This window comes from Lysinibacillus sp. FSL R7-0073, from assembly GCF_038009065.1.
Classification (GTDB): Bacteria; Bacillota; Bacilli; order Bacillales_A; family Planococcaceae; genus Lysinibacillus; species Lysinibacillus fusiformis.
Window position 1 is genome coordinate 3,195,322 of sequence record NZ_JBBPAS010000001.1, and the last position, 26,579, is coordinate 3,221,900.

Annotated in this window: 26 protein-coding genes; 10 read left to right on the top strand and 16 right to left on the bottom strand. The window is 37.0% G+C overall.

Features of this window, described 5'->3' with window-relative positions; all coding sequences use genetic code 11:
* Position 1: 1 nt before the first annotated feature.
* Positions 2 to 904 (bottom strand): phosphoenolpyruvate mutase, encoded by a 903-nt coding sequence (aepX, locus tag MKY88_RS15900; RefSeq protein WP_328200179.1) that lies wholly within the window; start codon positions 902 to 904, stop codon positions 2 to 4.
* A 309-nt stretch (positions 905 to 1,213) separates the two neighbouring features.
* Here aepX and MKY88_RS15905 point away from each other — a divergent pair, with 309 nt between their 5' ends.
* The 3 genes from MKY88_RS15905 (at position 1,214) to MKY88_RS15915 (ending at position 2,538) form a co-directional block, all read left to right on the top strand.
* The gene (locus MKY88_RS15905; protein WP_328200177.1) at positions 1,214 to 1,978 is read left to right on the top strand and encodes a YheC/YheD family protein; all 765 of its coding nucleotides are present in this window, start codon (positions 1,214 to 1,216) and stop codon (positions 1,976 to 1,978) included.
* Positions 1,979 to 2,223: 245 nt separating this feature from the next.
* A complete protein-coding gene (locus tag MKY88_RS15910; RefSeq protein ID WP_328200176.1) occupies positions 2,224 to 2,358 on the top strand; it encodes a hypothetical protein in 135 nt (44 codons plus the stop codon).
* The gene (locus MKY88_RS15915) at positions 2,359 to 2,538 is read left to right on the top strand and encodes a hypothetical protein (protein ID WP_328200174.1); all 180 of its coding nucleotides are present in this window, start codon (positions 2,359 to 2,361) and stop codon (positions 2,536 to 2,538) included.
* A gap of 170 nt (positions 2,539 to 2,708) precedes the next feature.
* On the opposite strand, the gene MKY88_RS15920 is transcribed toward MKY88_RS15915, so the two are convergent.
* Positions 2,709 to 2,957, bottom strand: a complete 249-nt coding sequence (locus MKY88_RS15920; RefSeq protein WP_328200173.1) for a hypothetical protein — start codon at positions 2,955 to 2,957, stop codon at positions 2,709 to 2,711.
* Between the two features lie 295 nt (positions 2,958 to 3,252).
* Here MKY88_RS15920 and MKY88_RS24635 point away from each other — a divergent pair, with 295 nt between their 5' ends.
* The 3 genes from MKY88_RS24635 (at position 3,253) to MKY88_RS24645 (ending at position 4,332) form a co-directional block, all read left to right on the top strand.
* Entirely contained in the window at positions 3,253 to 3,459 is a 207-nt protein-coding gene (locus MKY88_RS24635; protein WP_445669171.1) for a hypothetical protein, read from the top strand.
* Between the two features lie 273 nt (positions 3,460 to 3,732).
* Positions 3,733 to 4,041, top strand: coding sequence for a hypothetical protein (locus MKY88_RS24640; RefSeq protein ID WP_445669172.1), 309 nt, complete (start codon positions 3,733 to 3,735; stop codon positions 4,039 to 4,041).
* A 45-nt stretch (positions 4,042 to 4,086) separates the two neighbouring features.
* The gene (locus tag MKY88_RS24645) at positions 4,087 to 4,332 is read left to right on the top strand and encodes a tyrosine-type recombinase/integrase (protein WP_419182551.1); all 246 of its coding nucleotides are present in this window, start codon (positions 4,087 to 4,089) and stop codon (positions 4,330 to 4,332) included.
* A 44-nt stretch (positions 4,333 to 4,376) separates the two neighbouring features.
* Here the strand turns inward: MKY88_RS24645 and deoC are convergent, their stop codons facing one another.
* On the bottom strand, positions 4,377 to 5,048 hold the full coding sequence (deoC, locus tag MKY88_RS15930) for a deoxyribose-phosphate aldolase (RefSeq protein ID WP_328200172.1): 672 nt from the start codon (positions 5,046 to 5,048) through the stop codon (positions 4,377 to 4,379).
* Between the two features lie 379 nt (positions 5,049 to 5,427).
* Here deoC and mtaB point away from each other — a divergent pair, with 379 nt between their 5' ends.
* Positions 5,428 to 6,777, top strand: a complete 1,350-nt coding sequence (gene mtaB / locus MKY88_RS15935; RefSeq protein ID WP_008179468.1) for a tRNA (N(6)-L-threonylcarbamoyladenosine(37)-C(2))-methylthiotransferase MtaB — start codon at positions 5,428 to 5,430, stop codon at positions 6,775 to 6,777.
* An 80-nt stretch (positions 6,778 to 6,857) separates the two neighbouring features.
* On the opposite strand, the gene MKY88_RS15940 is transcribed toward mtaB, so the two are convergent.
* From MKY88_RS15940 to MKY88_RS16000, 13 genes are all read right to left on the bottom strand, one after another.
* Positions 6,858 to 7,625: a CsxC family protein gene (locus tag MKY88_RS15940; RefSeq protein WP_069482031.1), complete on the bottom strand. Its 768-nt coding sequence runs from the start codon at positions 7,623 to 7,625 to the stop codon at positions 6,858 to 6,860.
* 144 nt (positions 7,626 to 7,769) lie between these two features.
* Positions 7,770 to 9,125, bottom strand: a complete 1,356-nt coding sequence (locus MKY88_RS15945) for a BC_2427 family protein (protein ID WP_340814121.1) — start codon at positions 9,123 to 9,125, stop codon at positions 7,770 to 7,772.
* A 339-nt stretch (positions 9,126 to 9,464) separates the two neighbouring features.
* The gene (locus tag MKY88_RS15950; protein WP_340814122.1) at positions 9,465 to 10,265 is read right to left on the bottom strand and encodes a CsxC family protein; all 801 of its coding nucleotides are present in this window, start codon (positions 10,263 to 10,265) and stop codon (positions 9,465 to 9,467) included.
* Positions 10,266 to 10,510: 245 nt separating this feature from the next.
* Complete coding sequence (locus tag MKY88_RS15955) at positions 10,511 to 11,248, bottom strand: 16S rRNA (uracil(1498)-N(3))-methyltransferase (protein ID WP_258268910.1); 738 nt, start codon at positions 11,246 to 11,248, stop codon at positions 10,511 to 10,513.
* An 81-nt stretch (positions 11,249 to 11,329) separates the two neighbouring features.
* Complete coding sequence (prmA, locus tag MKY88_RS15960; protein ID WP_008179480.1) at positions 11,330 to 12,271, bottom strand: 50S ribosomal protein L11 methyltransferase; 942 nt, start codon at positions 12,269 to 12,271, stop codon at positions 11,330 to 11,332.
* 21 nt (positions 12,272 to 12,292) lie between these two features.
* On the bottom strand, positions 12,293 to 13,411 hold the full coding sequence (gene dnaJ / locus MKY88_RS15965; protein WP_340814123.1) for a molecular chaperone DnaJ: 1,119 nt from the start codon (positions 13,409 to 13,411) through the stop codon (positions 12,293 to 12,295).
* 232 nt (positions 13,412 to 13,643) lie between these two features.
* Complete coding sequence (gene dnaK / locus MKY88_RS15970) at positions 13,644 to 15,479, bottom strand: molecular chaperone DnaK (protein ID WP_069482035.1); 1,836 nt, start codon at positions 15,477 to 15,479, stop codon at positions 13,644 to 13,646.
* Between the two features lie 75 nt (positions 15,480 to 15,554).
* The gene (gene grpE / locus MKY88_RS15975; protein ID WP_193832607.1) at positions 15,555 to 16,127 is read right to left on the bottom strand and encodes a nucleotide exchange factor GrpE; all 573 of its coding nucleotides are present in this window, start codon (positions 16,125 to 16,127) and stop codon (positions 15,555 to 15,557) included.
* A gap of 17 nt (positions 16,128 to 16,144) precedes the next feature.
* Positions 16,145 to 17,173 carry a heat-inducible transcriptional repressor HrcA gene (gene hrcA / locus MKY88_RS15980; protein ID WP_069482037.1) on the bottom strand — a complete coding sequence of 343 codons (1,029 nt, stop codon included), beginning with the start codon at positions 17,171 to 17,173 and terminating at the stop codon, positions 16,145 to 16,147.
* An 89-nt stretch (positions 17,174 to 17,262) separates the two neighbouring features.
* On the bottom strand, positions 17,263 to 18,408 hold the full coding sequence (hemW, locus tag MKY88_RS15985; RefSeq protein ID WP_340814125.1) for a radical SAM family heme chaperone HemW: 1,146 nt from the start codon (positions 18,406 to 18,408) through the stop codon (positions 17,263 to 17,265).
* Between the two features lie 170 nt (positions 18,409 to 18,578).
* A complete protein-coding gene (gene chrA / locus MKY88_RS15990; RefSeq protein WP_340814126.1) occupies positions 18,579 to 19,742 on the bottom strand; it encodes a chromate efflux transporter in 1,164 nt (387 codons plus the stop codon).
* A gap of 88 nt (positions 19,743 to 19,830) precedes the next feature.
* Positions 19,831 to 20,691, bottom strand: coding sequence for a DUF4179 domain-containing protein (locus MKY88_RS15995; protein WP_328200152.1), 861 nt, complete (start codon positions 20,689 to 20,691; stop codon positions 19,831 to 19,833).
* A gap of 110 nt (positions 20,692 to 20,801) precedes the next feature.
* A complete protein-coding gene (locus MKY88_RS16000) occupies positions 20,802 to 21,992 on the bottom strand; it encodes a DHH family phosphoesterase (protein ID WP_340814129.1) in 1,191 nt (396 codons plus the stop codon).
* Between the two features lie 136 nt (positions 21,993 to 22,128).
* On the opposite strand from MKY88_RS16000, the gene MKY88_RS16005 reads away from it, so the two are divergent.
* The 3 genes from MKY88_RS16005 to MKY88_RS16015 all read left to right on the top strand — a co-directional run bounded on the left by MKY88_RS16005 (position 22,129) and on the right by MKY88_RS16015 (position 26,509).
* Positions 22,129 to 22,833, top strand: coding sequence for a polysaccharide deacetylase family protein (locus MKY88_RS16005; protein WP_328200149.1), 705 nt, complete (start codon positions 22,129 to 22,131; stop codon positions 22,831 to 22,833).
* Between the two features lie 351 nt (positions 22,834 to 23,184).
* Positions 23,185 to 24,828, top strand: coding sequence for a pyridoxal phosphate-dependent decarboxylase family protein (locus tag MKY88_RS16010; protein WP_328200147.1), 1,644 nt, complete (start codon positions 23,185 to 23,187; stop codon positions 24,826 to 24,828).
* Positions 24,812 to 26,509 (top strand): methyl-accepting chemotaxis protein, encoded by a 1,698-nt coding sequence (locus MKY88_RS16015; protein ID WP_340814130.1) that lies wholly within the window; start codon positions 24,812 to 24,814, stop codon positions 26,507 to 26,509. The genes MKY88_RS16010 and MKY88_RS16015 overlap by 17 nt, the downstream gene beginning before the upstream one ends.
* Positions 26,510 to 26,579 lie beyond the last annotated feature (70 nt).

Genomic DNA, 26,579 nt, shown 5'->3' on the forward strand with positions numbered 1-26,579 from the left:
ATCACTCCGTTTCCGGTTTTGATTGATTATTAGTTGATGGTAAATATTTCTTCTCCGCTTTTTGAAGCTCCTCAGCATTTTGGAGTCTAAAAATCTCTTGTACACTTACGATTGATTTCTCTACTTGAATGAGACTCTCATCTTTTAGGATTTGTTTTGAGATGTTCTGCATAGCAGTGATCGATGCTCTTAAGTTATGGTTAGCCCAGATCGCAGTGCTTATTCCTACTTTTCTGAAATCATTTGTTGGAGTTGTATAATATTTTGTAGGCACAATAACCACTGGATGCCTTCTACCCCATTCCTTCATAAATGCTTCAATTTCTTTAAAATCTGATCTTTTACTATGCACAAGAATCGCATCGGCGCCTGCCTTTCTGTAGGCTTCCGCACGTTTAAGGGCTTCATCTAATCCCAAGCCTGCAATAAAAGCCTCGACTCTAGCTACAACCATAAAGTCTTCATCATCTTGCGTATCTTTCATTGCTTTTATTTTCCCGCAAAATTCTTCAATCGATGCGAGAAGCTGTAATTCTCCATTAATAAATGAGTTCGTTTTCGGAAAAATTTTATCCTCGATACAGACTCCAGCAATATTCAATTGTTCTAGTTTTCTAACCAACCTCCGAGCATTATTAAAATTTCCATATCCTGTATCACCATCTAATAGGATGGGTATTGTTGTCGAATCACTCATAAATTCAAGTATATCTAATACCTGCGTCCATGATGCTTCATTATTATCTCTTACACCCAATGATCCTGAAATCGATAGACCACTCGCCCAGACCCCTTTAAAACCGGCCTCCTCTACAACTTTTGCGGAAAGACCGTTATGGGCTTCCATTAAAAATTCGAGTTTATCTGAATATATTAATTCTTTTAATTTTTTAGTCTTTTTCAATATCTGCCATCTCCTTACTCGACATATCGTATTATCATATGACTAAAAGTAAAGATTAGCAGGGCAGATACATTAGAAACTAACGATTTTGAAATCAAAAAAATGAAGCATAGATAACAATCAAAATGCTATTTTCTGTGTAATATATGTGACTCTAACAGAAAAATGGGAAAGATTAATTGCGTTACTAAGTCACACCCACCCATGGAAGACAAATCTATTTACATACAATACAGTACCTTCATAAGAGGAGAGGACTACACTCTTAATACAAAAAAATAAAATATCTTACTAAATGAGGTGCGTTTATTGAAAAATGGACTTGGGAAATGGGAACAATTCCTACTATTAAATAAAAATCCTTTAACAACTAACTGCATTCCAGAATCAACACTTTACAGTCTAGAAAACCTCATCTATTTATTAGATAGGTATGAGTATGTTTTTGTGAAACATACTAGCACCGGACAAGGAAGAGCAATTTATAAAGTCTACAAAAGAAAAGATGGACACTATTGTTTTAATGGATTTACCATGCAAGGTAAAGAAATAAACAAGTGTGTGGCAGAAATTGAGGATTTCCATAAAATTCTACACCCATATGAGAAACACGATAGATTAAGCGGAAATTATATAATACAGGAGGGGGTCAAGAGTCTAACCCCTAATGAGGATTCTATTTCTATTCGTGTTCATGTTCAAAATCTAAAAGGAAAATGGATAATCGGTGGTATTTACGGAAGAATTGCATATGAAGATCATGGGATTGTGAATTCAAATCGTGGTTCTCAAGTAATACCGATTGATGAATTATTATCAGATTATATGATGATGGATAATACAAAGAAAAATAAAACAATAGCATCTCTAAAAAAAATTTCAATTTTAGCCTCTGAAGTAATAGCATCCCACTTTCCTTGTAGAGAATATGGCATTGATTTTGGAATAAATCCAAAAGGAAAACCAATTTTATTTGAAGTAAATACAACGCCAAGCATAAGTAGTTTTGCCAAAATTGATAAGACGATCTGGAAGAAAATTGTTGAGATTAGGAAAATGCAAAATGAAGGTTAAGTTTGAAATGTAGTTATTTTTCATGTTAGTCACCAGCATATTTCTATTCAGAATAGGCATACATCAAAAAATAACTTTCCCTCGGTTGAGTAACTACTACCGCCACCGCTTCCACTATATTACTTTTCGTAGTTACATTCGAATGCTTCCTGATTCGTCTTCTAGAACAGTCTGCTGTTTCTTCAAACTAAATTGAAGTTTTGATTTCTGAGACACAGAAAGATACTCATAAAGCTGTTGAATCAATGAAGTTAGTAACAGATGAAGTTAAAGAAGGGATTAAAACAACAGACAATACACGTACAACTTTCGCTTCAATTCAAAGTGCCATTCAAAGTGTTATGACACAAGTAGAAGAAGTATCAGAAGCAGTTGAGTAAATGGCAGCAGGAACTGAAGAAATTGTTGGTAGTATGAATACAATCCACTCGATAAGTAAATCTACCACTGCTGGTACAGAGAGTATTTCTGCTACGTCCGAAGAACAAATGGCATCAATGGAAGAAATATCATCCTCTGCTTATGCATTTGCAAACTTGGCAGCACAATTCCGAGTTTAATATGATTAGCACAGCACCACTTTTTTAACATTTAAATATGACATTACACACTCTCCAAGGAATAACAACATCATCATTCATATAAAAAAGAAGCGGCTAGATCATTTTTTTGATCTAAACCGCTTCTTCTCTTTTTAGCCCCCACTGTTCCTTTAAATTCGTTAAAAACTTCATCTTGCTACCATCGTCACCGTATGCACATCCGGATGAAACTTCTTTGATGCCATTCTGTAGATTTCATGCAACATCTTCTTTTCGTCATCTGTGTAGTTAATTTGTGAAGTTGTATAGTAACTACTATCATCACCCGAAAAGTTACTGTAGTTACGTTTGAAACTTTCCTCGTAACTACGTCTTGTATATTCGTCACCTATTTTTTTGTCAGCAATTACTTTTTCTAAGTATTTAGGATTCCTCAATTCACCAAACACGTCATAGCAATATCTATATGTGTCACTGACTGACAAATCAGTATTGAATTACTTTCTGATGTGTTTAAAAAGTTTGAATATTATTTGTAAAAACAATCAATAAAATCTCTCACCTATTCCTGTACACACGCTCGCCAAGCATGAAAGGAATGGACAAGGTGAAGTTATATAAATCAGCAAAAGAACCTGAAATTTATCACTATTTCAATGCGAATAAAGAAAAACTATGGATGTTTCGACATAAGTATTATGATGCTTCCCGGAAGCGGAGAGAAGAAGAAAAGTGGCTTTTAAAACAGAAAAAGCAGCATTGAAAGCCCTACTAGAAGTGAAGGCCGCAACGCTGCGCGGTGAAACTAAACATATTGAAAATGAAAATTTAACTATTAATAATTATGTAGATCTATTGTTTGAGAAGAACTGTAAAAAGAAAAAATGGAGCGCTAATTCAGTTCTAAAGCTATATGTCTTCATTTTAAGCCTCTGCTAGGACGCTATAAGCTCCAAAACCTTGATGATGTTATTTATCAAGAAAACTTTATAGACGTGTTAGCGAAGCAGTACAAGCCTAGTACAGTACATCAAGCTCACAATGTCTTTAAAACGATTATTAATGCGGCCATTAAAGAAAGAATATTGCTTCATAATCCACTTGTTGATATTGTGCTACCAGCTAATACAAAGCGAGATGAGACGGGTAAGAAACATGAAAATTACCTCACTCCAGTCGAACTAGTAACTTTTTTGAATGAAGCTAAAAAAAATGAAAACATCACAAACTACACTTTTTTACTCTAAATTGCATATACGGGAATGCGTTGCGGTGAAGCATGTGGATTACAGTGGAAAAATATTAATTTTAAAGAAAATACAATTACAATTGAACGGTCTAGGGATTATGGTGGCACCCATAAGCCTAAAACACTTAACAGCTACTATTCTAGTGGAAAAAGCTGTTATGAGGCAATTAGAAACTTATAAAAAATGGTGTAAGCAAAAATTGTTATCGTATGGACTAAAACTGATGGATGATGATGAATACGAGAATGATGATACATTTGTTTTTATCTAATATTTGTCAGGGGAGCCTATCGCACCAAACAACACAGCTAAAATCATGTATAAGGTTATTCAAAGAACCAGGCTTCCAAAAATAACTTTACATGGTTTACGACACACGCATTGTACTATTTTATTGAATCGTGGGCTGAATGTGAAGGTCATAGCAGAACGTTTAGGAAACACTCCTAAAATAATTTACGAAATATATGGTCATGTTCTTAAGGAAATGGAAGAGGCATCAGTAGTGGCCTTTTGTCAAAGTTTAAATGAAATTGGGGCTAAAAGTGGGGCTAGTTCATAACGAACAGCCCCGTAACACTTACTATATAAGGATTTTCATTACTATTAATAATTAGAATCTGCGATTAAACCATTCATGATGGCAACGCCAGAGCTTGCACCAATACGAGTTGCTCCTGCTTCCACCATGCTTTTCATATCCTCTAAGCTACGAACACCGCCTGAGGCTTTAACACCAAGATTAGGACCTACTGTTTTACGCATTAGGGCAATATCTGCTGCAGTTGCGCCACCAGTTGAAAAACCAGTAGATGTTTTGACATAATCAGCACCAGCTGCCACAGCAAGCTCACATGCTTTTACTTTTTCTTCATCTGTTAATAAACATGATTCAATAATGACTTTTACAAGTGCGCTACCTTTAGCTGCTTCCACAACTGCAGCAATGTCTGCTTGTACAAGGTCATAATGTTTATCTTTCAATGCACCAATATTAATGACCATATCTACCTCATTTGCACCGTTCGCAATTGCATCCTTTACTTCATATGCTTTCACAGCTGGTGTATTTGCACCAAGAGGGAATCCAATAACCGTACAAACCAACACCTCTGAACCTTGTAATAATTCGCTACTCTGTTTTACCCAAGTAGGATTTACACATACAGAGGCAAAATTAAATTGCTTCGCTTCTGCACATAGTTTTTCAATTTGTTCCTTTGTTGCCTCAGCCTTTAATAATGTATGATCAATCATACGCGCAAAATTTTGTTCCATTTTTTAACGCTCCTTCTTCAATCAAGATGTACGTACCTCTTCGAATCATATCATTTTTTCACGTTGGCGTCTAATTTCTTTCTATTGAAATGATTGTTGGCGTTGTTCTTGTGAAATTAGCTTTTTGTTAATTGATACATGAAGTTCAATTCAAGTAATGGTGTCCTTGAACAACTTTCATTTCCGTATAGTTTACCCACTAGGAAAACAATTAGTCCCCTAAAAAAGAGGACAAAAACATTCACAAAAAAATCTTTAAAGTATTGATTTTAAAAGGATTATGTTATCATAAATCACGTATCTAAAATAAGTACACTACAAAGTAATTTAAATGTGAAGAAACACAAGGTAATGTGAAGTTGAAAGGATGATATAAATTATGAGTAACGAGCGATCAAAAATCGTGAGTTTCCATACTCTAGGTTGTAAAGTTAACCACTACGAAACAGAAGCCATTTGGCAACTATTTAAAGATGAAGGCTATGATCGCACTGAATTTGATCAACAAGCGGACGTTTATGTCATTAATACATGTACAGTTACTAATACTGGAGATAAGAAGTCACGTCAGGTGATTCGTCGAGCAATTCGTCAAAACCCAGATGCAGTTATATGTGTAACAGGTTGCTACGCACAAACTTCGCCAGCAGAAATTATGGCGATTCCTGGGGTCGATATTGTTGTTGGTACGCAGGACCGCACAAAATTACTTGGTTATATTGACCAATATCGTGCTGAGCGTCAGCCAATTAATGCTGTACGTAATATTATGAAAAATCGTGTGTATGAGGAATTAGATGTACCAGCTTTTACAGACCGCACACGTGCTTCCTTAAAGATACAGGAGGGCTGTAATAACTTCTGTACGTTTTGTATAATTCCATGGGCACGCGGATTAATGCGTTCTCGTGATCCACAAGAAGTATTACATCAAGCACAACAATTAGTAGATGCAGGCTATCTTGAAATAGTTTTGACAGGTATTCACACTGGTGGCTATGGTCAGGATTTAAAGGATTATAATCTTGCCCAATTATTACGTGATTTAGAAGCCAATGTAAAAGGACTAAAACGTCTCCGCATTTCGTCCATTGAGGCTAGCCAATTGACTGATGAAGTAATTGACGTATTACGTGAATCTAAAATTGTCGTGAATCACTTACACATTCCAATTCAATCTGGATCGGATACTGTGTTAAAACGTATGCGTCGTAAATATACAATGGAATTTTTCGGCGAACGTTTAACGAAATTACATGAAGCTTTACCTGATTTAGCTGTTACATCAGATGTAATTGTCGGTTTCCCTGGTGAGACAGAAGAAGAATTTATGGATACGTACAATTTTATTCGCGATCATAAGTTCTCTGAACTACATGTTTTCCCATTCTCTCCACGTACAGGAACTCCTGCTGCACGTATGGAAGATCAAATTGATGAAGACATTAAAAATGAGCGTGTACACCGACTCATCTCCCTAAATGATCAACTAGCAAAAGAATATGCTTCTCGCTTTGAAGATCAGGTGTTAGAAGTTATTCCTGAAGAGTTTGTACATGATGGCAGTGAAGAGGAAGGCCTTTTAACGGGCTATACAGATAATTACTTAAAAGTAGTGTTTGAGGGTCCTGAAAGTCTCATCGGACAGCTTGTAAAGGTGAAAATTACACAAGCAGGCTACCCACATTCACAAGGACAATTTGTACGTGTTTTAGAGACAGTTAAATAATAAAAAATAAATGGGTTGCCTGGTAATATAGGCAACCCCTTTTATTGGTTGATTTGAATTTTTAAGTTAACTAGAAATTATTAAGGACTAGTAGGAGGCGTGAGCCCGAAAAGTACTGGTGTTATAACACTACTTCCAACGCCTAAACGGATTTGTTGAACTTGCAATACTTTTACAGTTAAATCTAATACAATTTTTTCACGTAATGTGCTAAATGTCCCTTCAGGTGCTGCCATCCTTGGTGAAAAATCAAGTTCAAAGAAGTTTGCTGCTACTAATTCACCATATGGTTGCTCATTGTATTTAACGAGATTTTGGAAGAATGCCTTATCTAGGCGAGCATCCATTTGGGTAACTTCATTAAGGAAGTTCGCTTCCGCAAACTCAGAAATTCCTAAGATTGGTGTAGAGCCTCCAATCGTTTGTGGGAAAGTAAGATCTGTAAATCCAGAAAACGGAACATCAGCAATTCTATCTCGAAGTGCCCCATTACATGCGGATGAAGCATATTCGATATTTTTACGAATATGTCCTGCAACAAACAATTTAGCTCTTGTTACTCTAAAGAAGTCAGTGCCAGCAATTCGTGCAAAGCTAACTGGTACCAGTTTCACTTGATTTAGGAAGACATGCTTTTTCACTCTTTTGATTTCTGTTGCTGCAGGAGTAAGCGTAATATCTGACTCCACAACGATTTGAAGTGTTGGTTCTGCAAGTACAACTGGTACTTTTATAGTTGGTGTCGTAACCGGTGTAGTGATTACTGGCGTAATCTCACTACTCAATGGGATTTGTTCAGTTGATGCTACTGGACAAGGTACGATTTGATTTTCTAATTGATCACTCAAAAAAATTCCCTCTTTTCATTTTTTTATTATTTGAGAGCTCTCCTATCGCTAGAATATGTAGCAATTAAATCTATGCATGGACGTATATATTAGTTTTTTATTGATTTTAAATAGGAATTTTTGAGCTGTGCGAAAAGAGTTCAATTATCTTCCAGAGCATGGGCTGCCATATAGGACTCGAATTTTTTGTACTTGTAGCATATGGATAATCAATTCTAATACTATATTCTGACACAAATGATTGGAGTAAATTACTGATTCATTTGACGTATCAGGAAACGTATACTCAATATTTTGCTGTATATAGCCTTCTATAAATAAATTTCCCTTTAATGCTGTACATGTTCCATTTCCCAATGATTTGGATAAATGAATAGGTATAAATCTACAATCGGTAAGCACTACCTTATTTGAGATCTCTTTCACCTCTATAATCCCTTTATCAAATTCAAGAAACTCTTCAAGACATATTTCAATTTTATATTCCCCGACTACAACGGGAACTCGAATATGTAAAAAGTGATCAATAGAGGATGAATTGATTTCTCCTTTTTCAATTGATTGCGGGTTATGTAAAGGAAATACCACTGATTTAAACGGATGATGCTGCAGATTATTTTTATCATTAGTATCCATCTTCATTAAAGAAATCATTTGATTAATGTTTGAGTGAACCAAACGACAATCAGGATACTCAGGATAATCCGTTATCGTATGGAAAAGCTTAGTCTCAAATTGAGGAGTTAAGTTATCGTTTAAATCAAGAAATTCAAATGTAGTATTTTGAGTATTTTCACCACAAATAGGAGCATGGAGAAAATCTTTGATCTCTACATAAGTAGAAAACGGACTTTTTTTGGTAATGGAGCATACTTCTCCTTGTACTGACTTTGGAATAGAATTATTTTTATCCAAATCCGCAGTATCATCAAGATGCATTTTATTTTCAACTTCGGATTCAGCATTACTGAAAAATTTACGATTACTGTCTGATTGAACTGCTAAATCTTGTTCTTCCACATGAGTCTCATCACTATCAGAGGAAAGTTCGATTTCGTCCTCAACAGTCGTTTCTATAAGTACGGGTAGATGCTCTGTTAAAGAAGATTCCTCTGCGGAGTTCTCATCGATAACTGAGAGTTTTTCGGTTTCTTCTTCATCATTCGTTTTGGCTGATACGGGGTGGTTCGTTGTTAAAGGGGATTCCTCTACAATGATCTCATCACTGTCTAGGGAATGTTCAATCACTTCTTCAACATTCGCTTCTGTAGGTACTGGTAAGTCTTGTTTAGAAGCTAATTGAGCTGCTAAAATTGTTTCATCTGTATATCTTGTTTCATCTTCTTTTATACCAAGTAGATGATTGCTTTCATCTCCATCACATGGAGGTTCTAATGGAACTTCGTCATCTATGTTAGTTTGATACGTCCAATCCATGTATTTATTTTGTTTAGAGGAGACTTCCCTCATCTCTCTAAAGTTAATCCATGGAGTTTTCATTCGTTCACTCCCTTAATATATTTTGACAAATAACGTACAACATAAAATTTCATTTCTTTTTTAATCGGTTATTAGCTATATCTTCTGTTTCGAATATGTTAGGTACTCACATGATGAACGACGTTATTTAATCGAAAGATTGCCATACTACTTACCATTCATATTATGCATTTTTTTTACTTTTGTCACAGTCCTCCTACATGGACACGGCCGATGTCTTTTAACATGCAAAAAAGCAGTTAAAAGTTCGAATAAATCGAACTTTCAACTGCTAGCTTAAATATTGATATTATATCAGAGCCTTCTTATTACCATCTTTGTTCCTCTAAATATACAAGGTTAACAAGATTCAGTAGGTGGAGGCGTAATAACTACAGGAGTGGCTGGTGGAGTAAGCCCTGGAAGAACAGGCGTTACTACACTACTGCCAGCGCCCAAACGGATTTGTTGAACTTGCAATACTTTTACTGTAAGCTCTAATACTATTTTTTCACGTAATGTGCTAAATGTCCCTTCAGGTGTTGCCATCCTTGGTGAAAAATCAAGTTCAAAGAAGTTTGCTGCTACTAATTCACCATATGGTTGCTCATTGTATTTAACGAGATTTTGGAAGAATGCCTTATCTAGGCGAGCATCCATTTGAGTAACTTCATTAAGGAAGTTCGCTTCCGCAAACTCAGAAATTCCTAAAATTGGTGTAGGGCCTCCTATCGTTTGTGGGAAAAATAGTTCCGTGAAGCCTGAAAATGGAACGTCAGCTATTCTATCCTGAAGTGCCCCATTACATGCGGATGAAGCATATTCGATATTTTTACGAATATGTCCTGCAACAAATAATTTAGCTCTTGTTACTCTAAAGTAGTCAGTACCAGCAATTCGTGCAAAGCGAACTGGTACCAGTTTCACTTGATTTAGGAAGACATGCTTTTTCACTCTTTTGATTTCTGTTGCTGCAGGACTTAACGTAATATCCGACTCTACAACGATTTGTAATGTTGGTTCTGCCAGTGCAACTGGTATTTTAATAGTTGGCGCCGTAACTGGTGTAGTAACTAGTGGCGTAAAATCATTTGTTAATGGAATTTGTTCCGTTGATGTTACTGGACAAGGTTGAATTTGACTATCAAATTGTTCACTCAAAAAAATTACCCCTTTTCAATTTATAGTTTTAGTGAGCTCTCTATCGCTAGAATATGTAGCAATAAAAACTATATATGGACATTGAACTTGTTCTCTTACATATTTTATTTGGAATTTTTGAGCCTGAATCTTCGAATAAATAAGACTGAATCCTTTTACCATAGAAAAGAGAGCATGAAAAAACCACCTAATTAATCTTAGGTGGCCTTACTCATCTTAAAAGATTGTACATAACAGCACAGCATTTATTCAAATTCATATGAGATGGCAGACAACGCATACAGTGGCGCTGTTTCTGCACGTAAAATTCTTGGTCCCAACGACATGGTTTGAGCACCTGCTTGTAACAAGGCCTCAGACTCTTTACGAGAAATGCCACCCTCTGGGCCAAATATAATAAGCATTGATGTTGATTTTTGATTATTCACAAGTCTAAGCTTGTCCGCAAATCTTGTGCGTTTCTCAGCTTTTGCATCCTCTTCGTCAGCGATAAAAACGGCATCAAATTGGTCTATATCTTGTAACAATTGTTTAAATGTAACAGGTTCATACACTGCTGGAATATGTGTACGATGGGCTTGTTCCGCCGCCTCTTTTGCAATTTTTTGCAATCTTTCTTGCTTTTTAGCCCCTTTTTTCTTGTCCCATTTCACAATAGAGCGTTCAGCTTCAAATGGCAGTAAGGCAAACATGCCAAGCTCTGTCGCTTTTTGTGTAATCAGCTCTAGCTTATCGCCCTTTGGTAAGCCACAAGCTACTGTTATTTGAATAGGTAGCTCCGATGAAGGAATAGTTTCGCCAGTAGCTTCAATCACTACCTCATCACCTTCAAATCCTATAATCGTACAAATATGAGCAATATTTTGTGCCACAACAACGATTTGATCGCCTTGTTTCATGCGCATCACTCGTTCAATATGCCGTGCATCTTCTCCACTAATACGTGCACTTTCTATGGCTGTCTCAATAAAATAACGTTGCATGCTCCACAGTCCTTTCTAGCAAGAAATGAAAGCGCCAAATCGCCAGCATATGGCCTACGATTTGGCGCTTCCTTCGTCAGGTTATAGTGGTCGACGGGCAATGATTGCTACCCAATCTTCCATTAATAATACTTCTTCAATTATAAAGCCTGAAGCTTCCAGAGCTACTTTAACATCATCGCGTTTGGCACCGATAATGCCTGAAGTGACATATAATCCACCTGGTTTCACAATTGTAAATGCATCGTCAGTGAAGGACATAATAATTTCTGCCAAAATATTTGCGACAACTACATCTGCGGGTTCTTTAACAGTATCTAATAGGTTACCGTGGAAAACAGCTACTTTGTCCTCGACTTTATTTAAGGCAACATTTTCTTGCGCTGAGCGAACTGCTACCTCATCTAAATCAAGGGCATGCACATTTTTAGCCCCAAGTAGTGCCGCTCCGATAGACAATACGCCTGACCCTGTCCCAATATCAACAACCGTATCGCCTTCTTTGATGACCTTTTCGAGGCCTTGTAGACACATCACTGTAGTTGGATGTGTTCCTGTACCAAATGCCATACCTGGATCTAATTCAATAATTAATTCATCCGTTGAGACAGGTGTATATTGCTCCCATGTAGGGACAATGGTAAAGCGTTCAGAAATTTTGACAGGATGGTAGTATTGCTTCCACGCGGTTGCCCAATCTTCCTCATTGACCTCAACAATGGATACTACATTTTCACCAATATCAATGTTAAAGTTCGTTAGATTTGTAATGGCTGCTTTAATTTCCTCGACCGTTTCATTTAAGAAACTAGACTCCGATAAATAGGCTTTAACAATGACGCCATCCTTCGGGAAATCCTCTTCATTTAGCGCATAAATTTCACCAAATTGATCTTCACGTGGCTTCGCAAATTCTGCAGAATCTTCAATAACAACACCACTTGCTCCTGCTTCATGCAAAATATTCGAAATTGCTTCTACCGCTTCATTTTTTGTATGAATGGATAATTCTGACCACTTCACGTAGCTCTTCAGCTCCTCTAATTATTCACCTTGGAATTTTTTCTTAATTTTATCGAATAATGAACTTCCTTGTTCTTCAGGGATATCGCCACTAATTTCTGCAAATTCTCGTAATAATTGCTTTTGTTTTTCCGTTAATTTCTCTGGGGTCATCACCTTCACGGTTACATACTGGTTCCCCATGCCATAGCCATGAACATTTTTTACACCTTTATCTTTTAAACGGAATTGAGCACCTGACTGTGTTCCAGCTGGAATGCGTAGTTTTACTTTGCCGTGAACAGTTGGTACTTCAATTTCATCTCCAAGTGCTGCTTGTGGGAATGTCAATTTCAACTCGAAATAAATATCATCCCCATCACGTTCGAAATCATTATGACCTTGAACACGGAACATAATATATAAATCCCCTGCTGGACCACCGTTTATACCTGGCTCACCTTGACCAGATACTCGAATTTGTTGACCATCATCGACACCAGCCGGAATTGACACTTTAATTTTCTTGCGTTTTTGAACTTTTCCTTCTCCACGACAAGTTGAACATTTTTCTTTAATGATCTTCCCTGTTCCATGACAAGTTGTACAAGAACGACGGTTCATCATACGACCAAATGGTGTATCCACTGCTTGGTTGATTTGGCCAGCACCATTACATGTCGAACATGTTTCAGGCTGCGTACCAGGCTTTGCTCCTGAGCCATGACAAGTTTCACAAGTTTCATCTTTAGGAATTTCAATTTCTGTTTCTTTCCCAAAAATAGCTTCTTCAAATTTAATATTCATGCGATATTGCAGGTCGTCACCTTTGCGTGGCGCATTTGGGTCCTGACGACGTCCACCACCGCCAAAGAATGAACTGAAAATATCCTCGAAGCCACCAAAGCCGCCGCCTCCAAAGCCACCACCAAAGCCAGCATTTGGGTCCTCATGACCAAATTGGTCGTAGCGTGATTTTTTCTGATCATCACTTAATACTTCATATGCTTCAGCGATTTCTTTGAATTTTTCATCTGCACCCGGCTCTTTATTAAGGTCAGGGTGATATTGCTTTGATAGTTTACGGTATGCTTTTTTGATTTCGTCTTTTGTTGCCGATTTTGTTAGGCCAAGCACCTCGTAATAATCGCGTTTTTCCATGATTCACACTCCGCTCTGTTTGCATAAAATCTATTGTAACATGCAGTCGATAAAACTGCCTTATTTTTTCGAGTAATCGCTCTATAAATTTGAGGTTTTTACTTCCTAGCAGTGTTAACGTATGCAAGTATTCCTTAATTGGTACCTTTACTAGTTCGATAACCTTACTTCATGACAAAAGCCAAAGCCGCAAGCGGTCTTTGGCTTTTTCACTTTACTGTGCTTTTAATTCTTATTTATCGTCTTTTACTTCTTCGAAATCAGCGTCTACAACACCATCATCTTTTTTACCAGCACCAGCGTCTGCTTCTCCGCCTTGTGCTGCTTGAGCAGCTGCTGCCGCTTGTTCATAAACTTTCATAACTAATGGCTGTAAAACACCTTCTAATTTTTCTTTAGCTGCTTTAATTCCTTCTAATTCGCCAGCTTCAAGTGCTTTTTTCAATTCATCACGAGCATCTTCTACAGATTTTTTCTCATCTTCTGTAATTTGCTCACCTAGATCAGTAATTGTTTTATCCACTTGGAATACTAATTGGTCAGCTTCGTTGCGAAGATCTGCCTCTTCTTTACGTTTAGCATCTGCGTCAGCATTAGCCTCTGCGTCTTTTACCATGCGTTCAATTTCTGCCTCTGATAAACCTGAATCAGATTGGATAACAATTGTTTGCTCTTTATTAGTACCAAGGTCTTTCGCTTTTACCGATACGATACCATTTTTATCAATATCGAAAGTTACTTCGATTTGAGGTACACCACGTGGTGCTGGTGGAATATCTGCTAATTGGAAGCGACCTAATGTTTTGTTGTCTGCAGCCATTGAGCGTTCACCTTGTAATACGTGAATATCTACTGCTGGTTGGTTGTCAGCTGCTGTAGAGAATACTTGTGATTTAGATGTTGGGATTGTAGTGTTACGGTCAATTAATTTCGTGAACACGCCACCCATTGTTTCGATACCAAGTGAAAGTGGTGTTACGTCAAGTAATACAACGTCTTTCACATCACCTGTTAAAACGCCACCTTGAACTGCAGCACCCATTGCTACAACTTCGTCTGGGTTTACACCACGGTGAGGTTCTTTGTTAGTTTCTTTACGTACTGCTTCTTGTACAGCAGGAATACGAGTAGAACCACCAACTAGAATAACTTGGTCAAGTTCAGAAGTTGAAAGACCTGCATCAGATAATGCTTGGCGTACTGGGCCTACTGTACGATTTACTAATGGCAATGTAATTTCATCGAATTTCGCACGTGTTAAAGAAATTTCTAAGTGTAATGGACCTGCTTCACCAGCTGTAATGAATGGTAAAGAGATTTGTGTTGATGTTACACCAGATAAGTCTTTTTTCGCTTTTTCAGCAGCATCTTTTAAACGTTGCATTGCCATTTTATCTTTTGATAAATCAATGCCATTTTCTTTTTTGAATTCAGCCACTAGATATTCGATGATTGCGTCATCGAAGTCATCCCCACCTAGTTTGTTATCACCAGCTGTTGCTAATACTTCAAAGACACCATCACCTAACTCAAGGATCGATACGTCAAATGTACCACCACCAAGGTCAAATACTAAAACTTTTTGATCTTGATCTTGTTTATCTAAGCCATAAGCTAATGCTGCAGCTGTCGGTTCATTGATGATACGCTCAACTTCAAGACCAGCGATTTTACCAGCATCTTTTGTTGCTTGGCGTTGTGCATCATTAAAGTAAGCAGGAACTGTAATTACTGCTTTCGTAACTTTTTCACCTAGGTAATCTTCTGCATAACCTTTTAAGTATTGAAGAATCATAGCAGATACTTCTTGTGGAGTGTAATCATTGTCTTCCACCGTTACTTTTTCAGCTGTACCCATTTTTGATTTAATAGAGATGATTGTGTTTGGGTTTGTTACTGATTGACGTTTTGCTACTTCACCAACTTGGCGTTCGCCATTTTTAAATGCAACAACAGATGGTGTTGTACGATTACCTTCTGGATTTGGAATTACTTTTGGTTCGCCACCTTCAAGTACAGAAACGCAAGAGTTTGTTGTTCCTAAGTCAATACCAATAATTTTGCTCATTAAAATTTCCTCCTATTAATTCGACGCAAAGGATGCGTTTTTTCACTAATTTTAATTGACTAAATAGTGCTAAGACTATTCGTTCACAGATACCATTGTTGGGCGTAAAACACGATCTTTTAAGATATATCCTTTTTGTAGCTCGCGTAAGACTACACCCGTTTCTTTTTCACTATCCTGTTCCTGCATTACAGCTTGGTGGATATTTGGATCAAATTGCTCACCTTCTGCTTTAATCACTTGCAGGCCTTCTTTTTCTGTTGCTTCTAGCAATGAGCGATACACCATTTCAATCCCTTTAATAATAGATGCAGTCTCTTCAGAAGATGTCTCCACCTGTAATGCACGCTCAAAATTATCAAGGACTGGCAATAAATCAGATAATAAGCTTTGCGCTCGGTACTTTTCAGCAGCCTCACGATCTAGTTGTTGACGACGACGCATATTATCGAAATCTGCACGTAGGCGTAGGTGTCGGTTTTCCTCGTCATCTAGCTTTGCTTGTAATTCAGCAAGTTTCGCCTCATATTGTTCTTCCACTGATAATTCAACTTCTTCTTGAACCTCTGTGCCCTCTACTTCTTCTGCTGTCGTTTCAGCTTGTACATCCTCTTGTACTAAATCTTTGTTTTCAGTTGTTTCCGTCACTTGAATCCTCCTCATTATCACTCACTACGATTCTTCGTAAATGCTTGTGTTAAGTCCAAGCGTATTACGTCTAATAATGCCACCACACGCTTATAATCCATGCGTGTTGGGCCAATAATAGCAATGGCTCCCTGTTGATCATCACCTATAGAATAAGTAGTGGTAATGACACTGCAATTTTCCATTTCTAGCTGTTTATTTTCAGAGCCTATTCGAATATGAATTCCTGATTCATTTGGATGGAATAATGACTGCACTTGGCTGGTCGTTTCCATTAAGTCCAATATCATACGGACTTTATTTAAATCATGAAACTCAGGTTGATTAAACATATTCGTTTTACCACCATAGAAAATCTTACTTTCTGTATTTTGCATTGTCGCTGTTACGAGTGCATGAATAAAATCATCCGCTGATCGAACATGTTGCTGTAAAACTGCCAACACTTCAGCTTCAAGGCTTTTATGGAGCTCTTCTAATGACACACCTATTAAGCGATCATTCAAGATATTAACCATTTTTTCTAAATCCGAAGCGGTAAAATCAGGTGGTAAATTAAATAAGCGATTTTCAACATGTCCATTATTTGTCACGATAATCGCTACTGCTGTATCACTAGACAGTGGTACAATGGAAAATCTTTTGACACGATGTCTTTGAACATCAGGTCCTAATAGTATGGAAGTATAAGATGTCAGCTCTGATAGAATATTGGCTGACTTTCGGATAATATGCTCTACTTCTACAAGTCGATCATTGAAAATCGATTGAATCTGTTGAATGTCTCTCGAGTTAATGCCTTGAGGACTCAACAAATGATCTACATAAAATCTGTAACCCTTTTCCGAAGGCACTCGACCAGAGGAAGTATGCGTTTTTTCTAAATAGCCTAATTCCTCTAAATCCGCCATTTCATTTCGAATTGTGGCTGGACTAAATGTAATCCCTTGTTTTTTGGAGATTTGGCGAGAACCTACCGGCTGTGCAGATAAAATAAAGTCATCTATAATTACTTGCAAAATCTGTAACTGCCGATTTGTTAGCATGATTATCACCTCTGTTAGCACTCAACTAAGAGGAGTGCTAATACTATTATTAAATTATCAAATCCCACAATTTATGTCAACGATATCGCTCATTCTTCTAGCAAAAATTGTTGAAACACCTCATTACCCACAAAACGCCCTTTTCTTGTAAGGCGAACACCCACATCATCATGTTCTAAAAGTCCTTTTGATACTAGCTCTTTCAGAACAGAATCATAATGGGCTACGATTGGTGTTTTCAACTTCTCTTCATATATTTTGTGCTTAACTCCCTCAGTTTTACGCAGTCCTAAAAACATTTGTTCTTCTCTTTTTTCAGCCTGTGATACTCCATGCTCATGGACAATTGGGATCTCCCCTGCCAAAACAGTTTCCATATATTTTTTTAATGGTCCATGATTGGAATAGCGTATTCCTGCTAGATATCCATGGGCACCAGCACCAAAGCCAGCATATTCGTCGTTATCCCAGTAGATCTTGTTATGTTCTGAGTGATAACCAGCCTTCGCAAAATTACTAATTTCGTATTGTTGAAGACCATGTAATTCCATTTGCTGCATTAAAACATCGTACATATCTGCTTCCAAATCCTCTGTTGGTAAAAGGAGCTTTCCTTTTGCGTACTGATTATAAAAAATCGTTTTTGGCTCCACAATAAGGGAATAAGCAGAGAAATGAGGTAAATCAAGGGCCAATGCTTTTTCTAATGAGTCCTTCCATTGGACCATTGATTGACCTGGCAATCCATACATTAGATCAATACTAATATTTTGGAAGCCGATTTTTTTAGCCAAGTTAATTGTTTCATACACATGCTCGTTACTATGTGTCCGTCCGATTTTTTGTAACAATCCTTGATCGAAGGATTGCACGCCCATACTTAGTCGATTGACACCGCCATCAAACAAAACTTGCAATTTCTCGGAAGACAATTCATCTGGATTCGCCTCTGATGTAAATTCTGTCACACTATTCATTGGAATATACGTATGAATTAATGTAAGTAGTTTGTCCAATTGCTGTGGCGATAATGCTGTTGGTGTCCCTCCACCTAAGAAAATTGTTTCGATATGACGAAAGCTTTCGGGATTTTTTTGCGTTGCAAGCGCCATTTCTTTCCCAAGTGCTTCTATATATTCATCCACTGGTTGATTTTTAAAATAAAATTTATTGAAATCACAATAATTACAGATTTGATGACAGAAAGGAATATGAATGTAAACACCTCGTGCCATAGCAATCCCTTCTTTCTCGTTAAGTCTTTTCCATTTCTACATTATAACGAATCAATAGAAGGAACGCTATGAAACCCTCTAGTGGGTTTACACATATTTTTTCCCCAATTATTTTTCTACAAACTAAAAACTAGTAAGCCAAAGAAATTCCTCTAGCCTACTAGTTAAATTCATGTATAACAAACAATACCGACCACTATACCTAAAAGCACCAATAAGTAAGGCGGCATCTTCCAGCGCATTAAACACCATAAAAAGACAGCGACAAAGACAATATCTAATCCGTTTTGAATAGTTTGTGTCACAATCGGATGGATAAAGGCAGCGACCAAAATTCCGACGACTGCCGCATTGGCTCCTGCCATTGCCCCCTTTAGTCGGGCATTACGGCTTAGGCTGAACCAAAAAGGGAGGGCTCCTATCACTAACAAAAATGCTGGCAGAAAAATTGCCAAAGTAGCTATAATTGCACCTGGTACACCAGCAATAGCCATGCCGATATAAGCTGCAAATGTAAATAATGGCCCTGGTACTGCCTGTGTCATACCATAGCCTGCTAAAAAGTCTGCAGTACTCATTTGTCCACTTTGAACAAACTGTGCCTCCAATAAGGGTAAGACTACATGGCCACCACCAAATACCAGTGCGCCTGCTAGATAAAACTTCTCAAGCATCGTTACCCATTCATGATTCCACAAAGTACTTATCATCGGTAAACCAAAGAGCAATATCAAGAAAAGGGTTAATAAAGCAATACCAGTGGATTTAGAAATAGGCATATGAATTGCTATTGGCACTTTGCCATCGTTACATTTTTTTATTTGTTGAAAACCAACACAAGCAGCTAGTAAAATCGCTGTTATTTGTGCCAACGGATGGACCCATACTAACACGATGATGAGCGCTATTATAGCGATCAACCAATGTAATTTTGTAGATAGTAATTTTCTACTCATATCAAATATTGCTTGTGCCACAATTGCCACAGCTACTAACTTTAAACCATGAATCCAATCCATTTTTAACTCTGTATACATGGAAAAATAGGCAAATACCATCAATAACAACACAGAGGGTAGCGTAAAGCCCAGGAACGAAAGGACACTCCCTAATAAACCACCCCTTAATAAGCCAATCCCCATTCCCACCTGACTAGATGCAGGTCCCGGTAAAAATTGGCTCAATATGACAAGTTGACTATAATCTTGGGCAGATAGCCATTTACGCTTTTGCACATATTCTTGTTGAAAATAACCTAAATGAGCTGTTGGTCCCCCAAATGACGTACACCCTAATTTTAATGAAACATAAAAAATCTCCCATAGCGTTCGCAAACTCTCAACTACTTTCCATATCTTTTTTTTAATCTTACATGGAAAGGTGATTCTTTCAGATTAAGAGTTTGTAAATTTTCATTCATCGCTAATCTTTTTTTATTTTAATGGTGGAATCAAGTTTACTCCCATCCTTATCGACAGGAACTAACGTATAATTTTTCTCAGATAAGTATAGTCCATCCACACGGCTTCCCCACTTTGTTCCTTCTTTATTTAAAGGATAGGGTGTTTCAAAAGTCCATGATTGCCCACCTTTAGACTGAATTTTAAAGTGTAAAGCATCATTAACGATACTTTTCTCCGTATGAAAATAAATGGTAGTTGAAATAGGGGTGGAAACTACACGATCAATCATTAACTCTTGCTGATCAATATGTTTGACTTTTTTTTCGATTGAAAAAATATGTCGATCTTCTTGTAATTGCTCTTGTGACGCCTCTACTTGAAATTCCCATGGCTTTTCAATGCGTGTTTCTACATTCCAATCTTTATACCGAATGTCCAATTCTAAAATTTCATCTGTCGGGAAATCATCCATTTTGATGCTATTGTAAATGGTATAAACATTTGCAGATTTTGCAATAGACTGACCTCCATTACGAACCATATAATCTTTACCGTTAACAAGTATTTGAGGAAAGAAAAACACCTGATGGTCTGGCTTAAACTCTTTAGCTGGCTCGAAGGTTGCATTCAGTAAAATTTGATTATCATCCATAATCACTTCATTTAACGTTAAACGCCCTAGACTATTGTTAGCTGTTTCCCCTACCTCTGTTTTATAAGCCTCAAAATCCACTTCTCTATCCCACAGCCAATACAGCAAAGAGGAACTACTAATTACTAAGACTAACAAGAATACAACAACAATTCCCCACTTTTTGCGTCCTCGATTTTCCTTATTTAAATCTACAACTCGAAAGATATCATCGGACAACAAGTACACCTCTTTTTTATAAATAGTTATGATTTATTGTAGTTAGTAAAGAGGCATTATATAACCTGAAAAGAAGGTTGAACAAAATCAATATGTATAAAAGGAATTATTCACTCCCTTTATTTTAGATGACGAACCTTATTTACTTCTTGCATTAAATAGTCCACGAATAAATCATCTCTTACTAGCCAAGCCCGATAATATCGCTTTACGTACCATTCGGCATCCTTAAAGCTCATAAAGGTTTGCTCAAGTGGAGTTTTATTTATTTCAATGATCCAATCCATTTCATTATTTGAATAGAGCATAAATAATTCATCATCGTGATTTTTATAGAAGGTTCCAAAGGTCGCGCCCTTAAGGTTATAGCGATTTTTTTTTGCGTCCTCAGGAATGGGCTCTAAGTGGAATGTTTCTAACACAAATTGCTTGTATGCCTCCACTGTCAATGAGCACCCAGCTGCTTTTTGATGCCCTCCTCCCCCAAACAAGGCTGCAATGGACGCCACATTAATATGATCATGTATCGTACGGAAGGAAACTCTTTTACTCCCCATGTTAATCATGGCAATATAATCAAGATGTACGTTTTCTTTTCCTAATTCATTGCCAAGCTCAGAATGATAAGATTCTGCATAAACAACCCCACCATAGAAGTCACCTAAATTTGTTTGAATAAGCTCACGTTTTTTTCGGCGAATATAACGTTCTATTTTCTCCTCTTCCATGCTTAAAATTTTCTTTTCGAATTCATCAAAGTCGAAATGAGGCTGACTTTTTAAACGATCCAGCATTTTCTCTTCGAATTCTTCTATAGACACTAAAAAAAAGAGTGCATTCAATCGTTGAGCCTGATAATTTCCGTTCTTTTCCCGTTCCCATGTATCATACTGTCTCACTAACTCAACAAACTCTGAAAGAACATCTGTTTTTTCTAATAGTCCATGCATGACAAGGTATTGATAAAATAATGATGTGGCAGACGTTAAAAGGCCTTGCTCATCTTCTATTACAACCTTACCCCACTCGTACTGATTGAGGTGGAGGGCTGTTTGATGATGGTCTAAAAGTTGCACATTCCCAGTAGCCTGAAAGTAATCATCAATCCTTTTTTCGTTCCCCTCATTCGGAGAAAGATCTGTAATAAATAAAAAAGTTTTGGACTGTTCATTTTCCAAAAAAAACTCGATCTCGCGGTCAAGTGCTGTAACAGAGTTATATCGTATTTTCACCTGATCGTTAAACGCTAGCTTGGCTAGAATCCCACAACCTACACCATCTAAATCGTTATGTGATAGTAATTTATACATGTCATCACCTCCGATATAGTATGGTTACTTTTTTGTTATTCAAACAAAAAAATGTCGTTGAAAAAGAATACGTGATCACATACATTTAAAACAATTACTTCAGCTACACAAATTCATATTAGAAGGAGAAATATAAATGAAACGTAAGCTCGCCTATAGTGGAATTGTCATTGTAGTAATACTTTTAATATTTTCAGCCTATAAACTAATGAATGCCCGCAATTATCAATTATTTGGAAACATAACCTCTCATGTTGAGACAAATGACAAAGTTGTTGCGTTGACATTTGATGATGGACCAACTAAAAATACTGATGCGATTTTATCGTTACTAGACGATTTTCAAGTGAAAGCAACGTTTTTTTTAATCGGAAAGGATATCAAAGAACATCCTGAGGAGGCGAGAAAAATTGCTGCGGCTGGTCATCAAATTGGTAATCATACGTATTCACACAAGCGTATGGTATTAAAAAGCCCTGCCTTTATCAAACATGAAATCGAAAAAAACGATGACTTAATAGCCGAAATTGGCTATACGAAATCAATCGTAGTAAGACCTCCATACGGCAAAAAACTAATTGGATTTCCGTATTACTTATATAAACACCAGCGAGAGACAATTACATGGAACTTAGAACCTGATACGTTTTTCACACAGGCTGATGAAAAAGTGAGGTATGTAAAGGAAAACATTCGACCAGGTTCCATTATTTTAATGCATCCTATGTATGATTCTATGGAGAATGAATTACAGGCCATAGAGGAGATTTTACAGACATTGTTGGACGAAGGTTACACATTTGTAACGATTGATGAACTTTTAACCATCAAAAATGATTAATAAAAAAACACTTAGGAATCTGTGCCTACTATAGGACAGATTCCTTAGTCAGTAATAGTCATGAAGCAGCAATATCATGTTCATTCACTATAATATTAACATTATAGTATTTTATATTATTTACTCTCCTACCATCGTACCTTCACAAAATTTACACAGCCTTTATCCCCTTATTACAAAGTTAAACAACGAAATTTCTCAATGTTAGATTTTTCAGAAATGTTAATATATATTTTTTCAGTAAAATATAATCACCATCTCTGCTAAAATATGCTATTATACTTTTAGTATAAGGACCTATTTTCACTTAATTGAAAATAGAGGAAATATGAACTACAAAGGATGATGATGATGCAAAATATCCAACAATTATTCCAGAGCGAAGATGGAAATATTCAACAAAGAGAGAATTTTATATCCTTATTAGAGAAAATTGTTTCTTCATTAGATAAGTTAAAGGATCCAAATAAAACGACACTAGGTCCAATGAAAGAACGCTCTGCTAATTTTTATCAAGAGCTAATGCAGGACCATCAAGTACCAACAACTGGTGTTGGGCTCGATCAAGTGGTAGAAGAATTAACAGAATTAATGCAAGGGCATCCTTATCATACGCGTAACTTTGTCACAAATGTTTTGCCAATGGCCAGCATTCCTGGCATATTAGGCCAGTTTACAAATGCTCTGTTGAATGGCAATAACTTATGGGATGTTTATGGACCTGCTGCTGCTGAGTGTGAGGTAAAGGTAGTGGCCATGATGTCTAAATTAGTAGGCTATGATTACACGAAAAGCTTTGGCTATACTACATGGGGCGGTCAAGGGGCTGTTTTCAGCGGATTACGTCTGGCTATTGCAAAGCAATTCCCACACGCTAAAGAAGATGGTATTCCTAATAATTTATATTGTTTTGCTTCAGAAAATGCACATTATAGCCTCTTAAAATCTATTGAAGCAGTAGGAATTGGCAGTAAACATTTAGTACGTGTAAAAGCAGGCAAAGATCACTCCATGGATGTGGAAGACTTACGTGCACGCATGACTGAGGTCATCGAAAAAGGTGGTATTCCTGTCTATGTCGTAGCAACAACAGGGGCAACAGATCAATTTGGCATTGATGATGTAAAGGCTGTAAAAGAAGTTACAACTAGCCTAGAGCAAAAGTACAACCTACAACCAGTACATATTCATGCTGACTCTGCATTAGGTGGTTTTTATGCATTTTTCAATGATTATGATTTCAAAAAAAACCCACTTCAATTCGAAGAGAATGTATTACAAGGACTGTCACAAATCCATGAACGTATGCAGCATCTAGCAATTGCAGATAGCCTTTGCTTTGATTTCCAAAAGCTTGGACAAACACCTTATTTAACAAGCTTATTCTTAATTAAAGACGGTAAAAGCTTACAGCTATTAGATATTGAGGACTTTGATACACCTTATGTTGGTAATCGTGGCTACGGCTCCTATCATACAGGTTACACGTTAGAATGTTCCCGTATGGGTAGCTCTATTGCAATTTTGGCTGCTTTGCAAGCATTCGGTAAGGAAGGCTATCAACAAATACTTGCCAATTATGTACGTGTGAATTTAGCATTCCGTGCACAATTAGCTACAAAAATACCAAGCTTACAGGTTGTCAATGAAATGAATATTGGGCCAGTCACTGCCTTTCGTTTATACCCAGATGGCTTGAACTGGCAAGCAGAACAGGCTGGTCACTATTCACAAGATCAAATTGAACGTATTAATGCCATCAATGCTTCTTTATTTGAGATTATCGGAGAAGGTCGAGACGAAGTATTCTTTGGTGATACAACTCGAGTTTGCACAGTACATACAAATGATACAACACAACTTGTACCAGTGGCTGCGGCAAAGTTCTTCTCCATTTCACCTTATACGGAGACTGAGCATATCCCTAATATGATTCAATTCTTACAGAAAAAGCTTCAAGTATTGGAGGCGTCTCAAATTGCGTATCGTCAATAAATTTAAGAGTTCATTACTTTATAAATATATTGCTAGCTTTACTATTCCGATAGCCATTATTTCGTTGATATTTAGCATTGTATTGTTTGCAGTTTCATATCGTATTATCGACAATTTTGTTATTAAACAATTTGAATCGACATTAGAAATAACATCGAGCACTATATTTGAAAATATCGATAAAAATGATGTAAAGGCTGCGGATAATGGTAGTCCTGATAAATATAAAAAATTATTAGATCAATTGAATGCAACAATTAAAAAATACGATATTGAAAATGCCTATGTGCTTTCTAATGCAAATGGGAAAGAGCATATCGTCGCTTTAAGTGATACGGACAATCATCAACAAGATTATGAATTTAGTGTAGAAATGCGTGAAGCTATAAACACTGGAACAATTCAAACAAGTGATATTTATAAAGATGAGTATGGTATCCATAAATCTATATTCATCCCATTTAAAGATACAGATATTATTTTTGGTTTAGATATGGACGCTTCCTTTATCTCTAAACTTCAAACAGAAACACTTTGGATTTGTATTATTATGACGGTTATTTTTGTGATTTTAGGCATTATCGTTGCTTACTTCATTAGCGTAGGTATTACGAGACCAATCAAAAAAATGACTCAATATGTAGGACAAGTTGCGCAGGGCGAATTAGCAGTTGAACCGCTTTATATAAAGGGCTCTAATGAGATTGCTCAACTTTCATCTGGCATTGAAAATATGACAGAGGATCTACGTATATTGATTCAGCAAATTGCTCAAAATGCTGAGCAAGTGGCAGCGATGTCTGAGGAATTAACAGCAAGCTCTGAGCAAACAAGTGCTTCCATTCAGCAAATTACTTCTTCCATGCAAGAGGTCGCAGCCGGCTCAGAAAAACAAACCTATTCGATTGAGGAAGTCGAAAGTCATATTACATCCATCTCGGGCAAAATGTCTGAGGTTGTAACAAGCGTTACGGATGTGACTGAAAAGGCATTCAATGCGTCAGCTATTTCAGAAAAAGGCAATACTACGATTAAAGATGCCACTGAAAAAATGGCCGTTACATCTCAAGCTATTCAAGAATCTGCAACTGTTGTGGAGCGCTTAAGTACGTACACAAATGAAATTGGAGATATTGTAACATTAATTACACAGATTACTGATCAAACCAATTTACTTGCTTTAAATGCTTCGATTGAGGCAGCTCGTGCAGGTGAACATGGGAAGGGCTTTGCGGTCGTTGCAGAGGAAGTACGTAAACTAGCAGACCAATCATTAGATGCAACAAATAGTATTCGTACACGTATTGAAACGATTAAAGAGGAATCTGCCCAAGCCGTAAAATCAATGGCGATTAGCAGTAGCAATCTCGCTGAAAGCTCTACAACCTTCAATGCCTCAGGTGAAGCATTTGCTGATATTTATGCCCACATCACAGACCTGACGAAGGAAATGGATCATGTGAATAGCATTATGTCCAATATCAACGAAGGAGTTAGCAGTATTGCTGTTTCTGTTGAGCAAGTGGGAGTAGTAGCTGTACAATCATCAGGCAATATTCAAAACGTAGCAGCAGCATCCGAGGAGCAATCTGCAAGTATTGAAGAAATTACTGCATCCTCAAATAACTTAGCTGAGATGGCACAGGAACTTCGCCATATCATCCAGAAATTTAAATTATAAATAAACATAACCGCTATGCCTGACAAGGTGTAGCGGTTTTTTAGTAGAACAAAAAAATCTTCTACCAAGA

Bases quoted from the DNA above. Each gene is read 5' to 3' on its own strand.
- hemW (WP_340814125.1), bottom strand. From the start codon at position 18,408: ATGGCACGAGGTGTTTACATTCATATTCCTTTCTGTCATCAAATCTGT.
- MKY88_RS16010 (WP_328200147.1), top strand. From the start codon at position 23,185: ATGCAAAATATCCAACAATTATTCCAGAGCGAAGATGGAAATATTCAA.
- MKY88_RS24640 (WP_445669172.1), top strand. From the start codon at position 3,733: ATGAAAACATCACAAACTACACTTTTTTACTCTAAATTGCATATACGG.
- MKY88_RS24645 (WP_419182551.1), top strand. From the start codon at position 4,087: ATGTATAAGGTTATTCAAAGAACCAGGCTTCCAAAAATAACTTTACAT.
- dnaK (WP_069482035.1), bottom strand. From the start codon at position 15,479: ATGAGCAAAATTATTGGTATTGACTTAGGAACAACAAACTCTTGCGTT.
- mtaB (WP_008179468.1), top strand. From the start codon at position 5,428: ATGAGTAACGAGCGATCAAAAATCGTGAGTTTCCATACTCTAGGTTGT.
- dnaJ (WP_340814123.1), bottom strand. From the start codon at position 13,411: ATGGAAAAACGCGATTATTACGAGGTGCTTGGCCTAACAAAATCGGCA.
- MKY88_RS16000 (WP_340814129.1), bottom strand. From the start codon at position 21,992: ATGTATAAATTACTATCACATAACGATTTAGATGGTGTAGGTTGTGGG.
- deoC (WP_328200172.1), bottom strand. From the start codon at position 5,048: ATGGAACAAAATTTTGCGCGTATGATTGATCATACATTATTAAAGGCT.
- MKY88_RS16005 (WP_328200149.1), top strand. From the start codon at position 22,129: ATGAAACGTAAGCTCGCCTATAGTGGAATTGTCATTGTAGTAATACTT.
- hrcA (WP_069482037.1), bottom strand. From the start codon at position 17,173: ATGCTAACAAATCGGCAGTTACAGATTTTGCAAGTAATTATAGATGAC.
- MKY88_RS15915 (WP_328200174.1), top strand. From the start codon at position 2,359: ATGGCAGCAGGAACTGAAGAAATTGTTGGTAGTATGAATACAATCCAC.
- MKY88_RS15955 (WP_258268910.1), bottom strand. From the start codon at position 11,248: ATGCAACGTTATTTTATTGAGACAGCCATAGAAAGTGCACGTATTAGT.
- MKY88_RS15910 (WP_328200176.1), top strand. From the start codon at position 2,224: ATGAAGTTAGTAACAGATGAAGTTAAAGAAGGGATTAAAACAACAGAC.
- MKY88_RS15945 (WP_340814121.1), bottom strand. From the start codon at position 9,125: ATGAAAACTCCATGGATTAACTTTAGAGAGATGAGGGAAGTCTCCTCT.